The organism is Frankia sp. CcWB3 (assembly GCF_977927595.1).
In genome coordinates this window covers 765-9,349 of the sequence record NZ_CDWRCK010000074.1, presented here as the reverse complement: position 1 = coordinate 9,349, position 8,585 = coordinate 765, and the positions used below count along the sequence as shown (strand labels likewise).

The window sequence follows — 8,585 nt, the reverse complement described above, 5'->3', positions numbered from 1 at the left end:
GCCGCAGGCCGGGCCGCCGGTCGCGGTCAGGCCGAGAGCCGCTGCCGCGCGGCGGGGCCCGGGCGCCGCGCCTCGCCCGGCGTCTCGCCCGGCGTCTCGGCCGCCAGCTGGGCGAGCAGCTCCCGGTCCGCGGGCGTCGCGGGCGTCTGGAGCCAGATGGTGGACTCCGGGTCGTCACCCGGTCGCAGCACCGACAGCATCAGCGAGATGTCACCGAGCGGCGTGGCCGCGCTGACCGTGCGGCCCGTGAACACGCGCACGGACCGGCACTGCCACCAGGCACGCAGCTCGGGGCGCGCCTGTTCGAGCAGCTCCAGCACGGCACGGCCGCGCTGGTCGTCGGGATGATGACCGAGCTGGGCGCGGAACTGGGCGAGCAGGTCCTTGGCCACGTCCTCGGACCCGCCCATCCCGTCCCGGGTCCGGGGCTGCGCCACCAGCATCCACAGCAGGTTGCGCTGGGGCTCGGGCACGTCGGCGGGATCCCCCCACAGGACGGTGTAGGCGTCGTTCCAGGCGGTGACGTCGAAGCGCCGGTCGAGTAGCAACGCCGGACAGTTCGGCCAGTTGTCCAGCACCGAACGCAGCGCCTTGACGAGGGTGTGGTGGCGGTCCGCCGGCGGCGTGTGCAGGCCGGCGAGCGCCAGGGCGTGGCGACGACCGTCGTCGTCGAGCCGCAGGGCCCGAGCGACGGCCTCGAGGACCTGCCGGGACGCGGCGACCCGGCCTTGTTCCAGCCAGGTGTACCAGGCGAGGCCGAGGCCGGAGAGGGCGGCGACCTCCTCCCGGCGCAGCCCCGGGGTGCGGCGGCGAGGTGTGGCGGGCAACCCGACGTCCTCGGGTCGCAGGCGCTCACGGTGGGCACGAAGAAAGAATCCAAGCTCACGCTGGCGGGCGTCGTCGCTCATCGGTTCCAGTCGGATCGGGCGGCCTTGTCGACACCGCCGATCCGGCACATCCGGCACATCCGGCGGGCGGGACAGCATCGACACAGGGACACGCGGTCAGCAGGACTGCTACTATTCTCAGTCGCCAACAACGCCTAACAGCAGTCACCCATGTGATGGCTGAAATCCAGCCACCACCGCCGGATCAGCGCAGGCCGAAACGGCCGAGCGGACCGTCCAACGCAAGAAGACACAGTCCCATGGTGGCATCGCCCGGCGGCCATGTCCGGCGCTTACCTGGAAAGATCGTGTCATTTACATGATCAAACAACGTCGGCACAAATTTCGATACCCGAAGCAACCTACCGATAACCGCAAGTAATAGACCTGTGATGATCGACTGGAATCCGGACCATCGAAAACACCGACTCGCGGAACGTGTTCATCCCTCCATGGCGCCCGCGGCCACCCCGATCATTCGATTACCCGGTCCGGCGCTCGGTCCAGCGCCGATCCGCGGCCGGATCCGCGCCCACGGCCCGTCCAGCCCGCATGCGGACCGTCCAGCAGTCCGTGCCGATAGGCGTAGAGGCCGGCGCGCAGCCGGTCCGGCTGGCCGATCTTGCGCATCGCACCGGTGAGGTACCGCTTGACCGTTGCCTCGGCCAGGGCGAGCTCGCAAGCGATCTCCGCGTTCGACAGGCCGCGGGCGAGCTGGCCGAGCACCGCGCGTTCCCGGGAGGTCAGCCCGAGGACCTGCGGTGGCAGTTCGGCCTGGACCGGCGGCCCCGGCACCCCCGTCGGCGGCGGCGCGGGCAGGAAGACCACGCCGCCGAGCGCGGCGATGGTGACCGCGTGGGCGAGGTCGGCAGGCGGAGTGTCCGGCAGCACCGCCCCCGACGCCCCGGTGGTGAGGATCTGGGTCAGTTCGGCGCAGGTGGCCAGCGGCCGCAACAGCAGAACGCGCGTGATGGGGATCCGGTCGGCCTCCGCGCGCAGCCGGCGCACCGCCGCGAGGTCGGTCGCGAGGTCCCCCGCGAGCCCGAGCAGCAGCACCCGGGGACGCGAGCGGCGGATCTGCGGCAGCGCGGCATCCAGCCGGTGGCTGCGGCCGACGACGTCGAGCCGGCAGATCGTCGAGAGCAGCAGGTGCAGCCCAACCCCGGTCACCGGATGGGCGTGCAGCAGGAACACCGACACACCGCCGTCGATCTCTGTGGGCGTGAGATCCTTGGCGTACGCGGGACACTCGGGCTGCGCGGACGCCTCGGCGCGAACGGGAACCCCGGGACAGGCCGGAACCCTGACCCGCGGCGGACCCCCGGAGTACCCGGAGTACCCGGAGACCTCGGCGCGGACGGGAGGGGGCGGGGCGGCTCCGATCGTCATGACTCCGGGTCCTTACCACGAGGAGCGAACACGGGACGGCGGTATCACCCCGCCGTCCCGCGTGCAGGGGGCTGACCCGACCGTAGGCACCTTCGGATAGCTCAACCAGGTAGGCAGTGGTATCGCTAACACCCTCCGCGCACGCCGTCCCCGGGCCCCTCCGTCCGGCCCGACAGCCCCGGTCGTCAGGCCTCAGAGCGGACGGGTGATCAGCTCCCGGATCTGGTCGGTGACAGGTCCCAGGTCGTCCCGGCGGAGCAGGTTGATCCGGTTGCGGGTGATGTCCCCGCGGTGGACGAACTCGTAGAGATCCTGACGCTGCCCGAAGCTGTCCGCCGTGAGCTCCCAGGCCAGCCGGAACAGCCGCGACTTCTCCTCGACCGGGAGGTTCGCGCCCCGCATGTACCGGTCGAGGTAGGGCCGCAGGTCAGCGGCGGCGAGGTCACGCTCGCTGGGCTGCATGAGGACACCCGACGAGCCGATCCGCCGCACGATCTCCACTGCCCGGCCGGCGACCTGCGCCGACCACACGCGGCTCGCGTCGGTGTTACCCGGCGCGAGCAGGCCGCCGTCCGTCGTCTCGACCCGGGCCTCCCCCGCGTCGAGGAAGTACCCGACGAGGTCAACGTAGCTCGCCAACTCCCCGAGGTCCTCCTGGACGTGACGCAGCCCCGAGGCTCCGATCGCGTCAGCGAGCAGCGTGCCGACGGCGAGCAGGGTCCGCAGCCGTTCCTGGTAGCGGATGTGGCCGGCGGCCGCGCTCCAGGCGTTGATCCGCCCGAGTCCGACCCGGGCGAGGTTGCCGTCGCGCAGCAGGAACACCCGGTCCCACGGAACCAGCACGTCGTCGAAGAACAGCATGGCGTCCTGCTCGTCGAACCGGGACGCGAGCGTGTGGGCGTGCCCGTACGGCCGGGCCCCCAGCGGCTCCCGACAGAGAATCTTCACACCTGGGGTGGCCAGCGGCAGGCCGAACCAGATCACGAACTGCTCGGCCTCGCGCTGCGCGAAGCTCGCCGAGAGGTACACGAGCACCTCGTGGGCCAGTGGGGCCAGCGTCGTGAGCTGCTTGGCGCCCCGGACGACGACGCCGTCGTCCCGCTCGGCGATGATGCGCAGCGCGAGATCGGGATCGTCCACGGGGCTGGTGGTCCGGTCGATCTGCGGGTCACCCAGAGCGTGGCCGAGGACCAGGTCATTGGCCGCACAGTGCCGGTAGAAGGCCACCGCGTTGGCACCGAAGCCGGCCTGGTTGCGCTCCAGATGGTCCCGGAAGTCGAGCAGGCCCACCGCCACGTTCGCCATGAACGACGGCGACCGGCCGTGCTGACCCCAGGACTCGCGCATCCACACGGCCGTGCTGCGCCGCCGGGCCCGCAGATCGTCCAGCGTGCGCGGCAGCTGGTAGGACCAGCCGACGCGGGTCCCCGCCTCGGGTTCGTGGACGGTGAGCACGTCGCGCAGATCCGGCTCGTGCTGCAGGTCGAACAGCCGGGCCAGCTCGTCGACGGCGCCCCGGAAGGCCGGGTGCGCCGCCACGTTCGCGACCTTCTCCCCGTCGAGCCACACCTCGCGGCCGTCGTTGAGGCTCGCCCGGTACCGCTCCCCGGTAATCAGCCCCTGCGCGGCAGGCGGCGGGATTCCCAGCGGCGGGTCGACCGGGGGCTCGGCCGTCGCACCGGCGGGGTGGTCACCGGCGGGTCGGCCGGGATCGTCGACGGCGCCGGGACGACCGCTGTCGGTCACGAGGGTCATGGCCTGATCTCCGCTCTGTGGACAATATCGGTGGCGTCGGTGGCGTCGGTGGCATCAGTGGCGGTCCAGACGCAGCCACGGTCGACTTGCCCCGGTCCGGCGACCGACCCGGCCACGACGGCCGGCTGGCCGGCCGGAGCGGGCACGGCCACGCCGGCTGACGGGACCGAGGGGTCGTCATGCAGCAGGCGGAAGGCCGGTTCGTATCCCTTGGCCCGGATGTTCGCCGAGAGGGCAGTGGTGCAGAACGAACAGGGGGAAGCCAGGGTGAGGGGCACGCCCCGGGCGCGGGCCTGCTCGCGGTAGTCCCAGATGCCACAGTGCGAGATGATCAGGGCCGCCCGCGTGGGCTCGTCGGTATCGACCGCGTAACGGGAGGAGTAGAGATCCGCCTGGCGCGCGAGCCGGTGGACGACGTCGGCGGGCCGGCCGGTCGGCTCGGGCTCCACCTTGCCGAAGACCGAGGCGTTGGCCCTCGCCCAGTCGACGAGCTCCGCCTCGCCCCAGCGCGACACGATGAACCGTTCGATCAGTGCCTGCGCGCGGAAGAACACCCGCTGCCAGGCCGTCGGATCACGATCGTCAGGCGTCGGGAAGTCGGCGAAGATCTCGGCCTGGGTATGCAGCCAGTCGAGTAGACGCAGATCGGCGTGGTGTTCCAGCAGGAACGTCGTCATCCCCGACTCCGCCTCGAGCAGGCGCTGCTGCCACAGGGCTACGCGGTCGTCTCCGGTCATGTCGACGGCCGGAGCAGGGGGAAACGACCCGGACGCCGTCGCTCGCGGGGATGCGCCGGGCGGCTCGAGGTGGGCGTGGGGACGGGTGCCGAGGACCGCCATCGGCACCGGCGCGGCCGAGGACAGGGACATGGGTACGGCCATCGGAGTGGCAACGGCACGGGGCATGTGTGGGAGCCTCCACGGATCTCCTGTCCCTGGCGGCCCCGGCTAAGCGGGCCACCGCGACGACCGTTCCGGAGACCGGACGGCCAGGATGAATCACGACGGAAACAACGCTAAGTGCGCGGATGATGTGGAAATACCGACCTTCGGTGCATCTTCGTGCCACTTCCGGCGTCCGTCGCCTCACACGTTGTCGCCGTATGCATCGGCGCCGCACGGTTCGTCCGCCGCCGGCAACTTCGGCGGCCGCCGGCAACTTCGCGGCGAAGGTGCGGGCGGAATGCCGGGTGCGGTACTTGCGGTTCCGGCGAGGGCGCAGCGGATACGCTCGGTGCCTGAGTTCTCCATCGACTTACCCGGGGGGTGGCTGCGGCAGCGGTCGCCTTCCCACCCACGTGATCAGTATCCGGGACGCGTGTAGCTATCAGGACGCGAGCGCCCCTCCGATTCCCCTGACCCCTCAAGGCACCAGTCCCCCCGGAGGTTCCTGATGGCGATGACCGATGATGCCGAGATGCCGTTGCTGCGCCGGCTGGTCGGGCAGGCGCTGCGTCGGCGTCGCCTCGCTCAGGGCCGCACCCTGCGGGACGTGGCGGACGCGGCGCGGGTGTCGATGCCCTACCTCTCGGAGATCGAACGCGGCCTGAAGGAGGCGTCTTCGGAGATCCTCGCCGCGGTCTGCCGGGCGCTGCACATCCGGCTGTCCGATCTGCTGGACGAGGTGCGTCTGGAGCTCGCCCGGCTCGAACCCGAGGTCACCCCCGTAGCATCGCCCGGGTCGCTGTCCGCCGTCCACGGGCAGGCGACACCACCGATCACGGCCCGCGTCCTCTCCGCTGACCTGCACGCCGCCAGCGGCACCACGGCCACCGTCGGCATCACAGGCTCGGCTGGCATCGAAACAACCGGTATCGGCGCAACGGTCGGCGCGGCATTGCCCTTCGGCGTGTCGCCGAACCTGGGACTCTCGCCGAGCTTCCGGGCCGCCGTCCCTACCGGCCGGGTGGTGGTGCCCGGCCCGCGGCGAGCCGCCGTCGCTCCCGGTCCGCGGGGATCGGGGAGATCGGGGGGGCCGGGCAGGTGGTCCCGGCCCGCAGCCGCCTTCCGGCCGCGGCATGTTCGGCCGGAAGGCGGCCGCCGGCACGCTCGTCGACAGGTCGGCCTGTGGCCAGTCGACGTGTGGCCGGCCAGCCGGCCGGAGCGGCCGACCGCCGGACCGCCGGATCGCGCCCGGTCAGGCGCTGCGTGCCGATAGAAGCCGGGCGGCCTTACGGCTCATGATGACCTCGTCGATGAGGCCGTACTCCTCGGCCTCATCGGCACTGAAGATCTTGTCGCGTTCAGTGTCGCGACGGACCTCCGCCTCGGTGCGACCGGTGTGGCGGGCAAGCATCGTCTCCTGCAGCGCCCGTACGCGCAGGATCTCCCGCGCCTGGATCTCGATGTCGCTCGACTGGCCCTCGCCCTGCGCCGACGGCTGGTGGATGAGGATCCGGCTGTTGGCCAGCGCGAACCGCTTCCCCGGCGTGCCCGCCGCCAGCAGCACCGCCGCCGACGACGCCACCTGCCCCATGCAGATCGTCGAGATGTCCGGCCGCACGAACTGCATCGTGTCGTAAATCGCCGTCAACGACGTGAACGACCCACCCGGCGAGTTGATGTAGATCGAGATATCCCGGTCGGGATCCTCGGGCTCCAGGAACAGCAACTGCGCCATCACGTCGTTCGCCGACACATCATCGATCTGCACACCGAGGAAGACGATCCGCTCCTTGAGCAGCTTCGAGTACGGATCCATCGAGTACTCACCGCGGGAGGTCCGTTCCACGATGTTCGGCAGGACGTGACGGGCCCTCGGTGCACCGCCGCCCAGCATGATCCCGCTCGCGGCGGGAGGCCGCCCGGTCATCGCCCGCTCCCGCCGCCGGGGCCGAAACCGGTGCGGCCCGCCCGCCGCAGACCGATGCCCGCTCCACTGACCACACTGGGTACCTGATCCACCCGGGCGACCACGTGATCGACGAGACCATACTCCTTGGCCTCCTCGGCCGTGAACCACCGGTCCCGGTCGGAGTCGGTCTCGATCTGCTCGACGGTCTGCCCGGTGTGGAAGGCAATTCGCTCCTGCAGCGTGCGCTTGGTGTACAGCATCTGCTCGGCCTGGATAGAGATGTCAGCAGCGGTGCCGCCGATGCCGCCGTGCGGCTGGTGCATCATGATCCGGGCATGGGGCAGCGCGTATCGCTTGCCCGCCGTGCCGGCGCAGAGCAGGAACTGCCCCATCGAACCGGCGAGACCCAGCGCGACCGTCGCCACGTCGTTTCCGACATACTGCATCGTGTCATAAATCGCCATGCCGGCGGACACCGAGCCACCCGGCGAATTGATGTAGAGGTAGATGTCGGCCGCGGGATCCTCGGCGGCGAGCAGCAGCAGCTTGGCGCTGATCGCGTTGGCCACCGCGTCCTCGACCACGGAACCAAGGAACACGATCCGGTTCTCGAGGAGCCGGCTGAACACCTGGTCGTCCGCGGAGCCGAGCCCGGGTGCAGCGGCCTGCGCGGTAGCCCGGTGCGGACCCCCCGGCCCGGCCTGCGTGAGGCGCGGAAAAGATTCGATCATGGTACGTCCTCCCGCCGGCCGTCGGGAATGGGTGCGAGCACGATGGGCCGGCGTCACCAGCGTTGCCGGGAAATCCGCGCCCATGGCGCTGATCTGCTGGCGGCTGATCTGCTCACGGCAGACGCGACGTCCCGTGGAACGACTCCAGCGACCTTCCCCAAGGGGATACCGGACGACGACGCCTGCCCGGCCAGTCCCGGATCCCGTGGCGCCCCCGCCGGATCGTCCGGTCCACCCAGGCGGCACCCGCCGACCCTCGACCCGTGTCGAGCCGACCGCCGGAGGGTGTCCCTGCCTGGGAAGGCCGCAGTTTGGTGACGAACCCCAGCCCCGGACCGTCACCGATCTCCAGCAGCGCGGCTCGACCACCACGGGACATGAGGCACCACGGGACATGAGGTCACGCCACCGCGGCCAGGCCGGTGGGGGGCGCTGTGCCTCGTGATGCCGGCCCGGATGGCCCGGGCGGGCCGGGTAGAGCGGGCCGGGTCAGTTCTCCTCGGGCCCGAAGGGATCATCGAGAAAATCGAGGAACGAGCTGTCCAGGCGACCGGGACCAAGATCGCCTTGATCAACGACGTCCCGGCGATCCGGGCTTTCCCGCAGCGACCGGGCGGTATCGTCCCGCAGGCCAATCATGAAGTCCTCGGCGAGGCGCACCTGTTCCTGCAGGGATGCGAGCTTCTCCTCGGCCAGGGTAACCCAGGTTCTCAGCCGTTCCCGCAGTTCCCTGCGATGATCTGGGGCAAGATCGGGCTGGCCGATCCGCTCACGCAATGTGATGAGAGACCGCATCTCCTCGAGCGTGAACCCCAGCGGTTTCATCTTCTTAATGAGGAAAAAACGGTCGAGTACGTCGTCGTCGTACAGCGGGAAACCACCCGCTGTGTGGCCTACCGGCGCGAGCAGGCCAGCATCCTCGTAGAAGTGGGCGGTACGCAGGGACAAGGTCACCAGGGTGGCAACGTCACCGATCCGGTAGCGGCCGTCACAGGCATCGGCGGAAGATCCGGCGCTGCTGGTTATGGGG

Annotated in this window: 7 protein-coding genes and 1 pseudogene; 1 reads left to right on the top strand and 7 read right to left on the bottom strand. The window is 70.6% G+C overall.

The annotated features are described in order from the left end of the window. Positions 1–26: 26 nt before the first annotated feature. From ACY5KJ_RS08205 to ACY5KJ_RS08190, 4 genes are all read right to left on the bottom strand, one after another. A complete protein-coding gene (locus tag ACY5KJ_RS08205; protein WP_462187636.1) occupies positions 27–908 on the bottom strand; it encodes a helix-turn-helix transcriptional regulator in 882 nt (293 codons plus the stop codon). 453 nt (positions 909–1,361) lie between these two features. Then, a complete protein-coding gene (locus ACY5KJ_RS08200; protein ID WP_462203103.1) occupies positions 1,362–2,276 on the bottom strand; it encodes a response regulator transcription factor in 915 nt (304 codons plus the stop codon). A 192-nt stretch (positions 2,277–2,468) separates the two neighbouring features. Next, on the bottom strand, positions 2,469–4,031 hold the full coding sequence (locus ACY5KJ_RS08195; protein WP_462203102.1) for a 4-hydroxyphenylacetate 3-hydroxylase family protein: 1,563 nt from the start codon (positions 4,029–4,031) through the stop codon (positions 2,469–2,471). Then, positions 4,028–4,936 carry a hypothetical protein gene (locus ACY5KJ_RS08190; protein ID WP_462203101.1) on the bottom strand — a complete coding sequence of 303 codons (909 nt, stop codon included), beginning with the start codon at positions 4,934–4,936 and terminating at the stop codon, positions 4,028–4,030. Before ACY5KJ_RS08190 ends, ACY5KJ_RS08195 begins: the two co-directional genes overlap by 4 nt. A 511-nt stretch (positions 4,937–5,447) precedes the next feature. Between ACY5KJ_RS08190 and ACY5KJ_RS08185 the strand changes: the two are divergent. Continuing rightward, positions 5,448–5,685: pseudogene (locus ACY5KJ_RS08185) on the top strand (helix-turn-helix domain-containing protein); the annotation flags it as partial. 482 nt (positions 5,686–6,167) lie between these two features. Here the strand turns inward: ACY5KJ_RS08185 and ACY5KJ_RS08180 are convergent. The 3 genes from ACY5KJ_RS08180 to ACY5KJ_RS08170 form a co-directional block, all read right to left on the bottom strand. Then, positions 6,168–6,842 carry an ATP-dependent Clp protease proteolytic subunit gene (locus tag ACY5KJ_RS08180; protein WP_462203100.1) on the bottom strand — a complete coding sequence of 225 codons (675 nt, stop codon included), beginning with the start codon at positions 6,840–6,842 and terminating at the stop codon, positions 6,168–6,170. Continuing rightward, complete coding sequence (locus ACY5KJ_RS08175) at positions 6,839–7,555, bottom strand: ATP-dependent Clp protease proteolytic subunit (protein WP_462203099.1); 717 nt, start codon at positions 7,553–7,555, stop codon at positions 6,839–6,841. The genes ACY5KJ_RS08180 and ACY5KJ_RS08175 overlap by 4 nt, the downstream gene beginning before the upstream one ends. A gap of 489 nt (positions 7,556–8,044) precedes the next feature. Beyond that, a complete protein-coding gene (locus tag ACY5KJ_RS08170) occupies positions 8,045–8,581 on the bottom strand; it encodes a MerR family transcriptional regulator (protein ID WP_462203106.1) in 537 nt (178 codons plus the stop codon). Positions 8,582–8,585 lie beyond the last annotated feature (4 nt).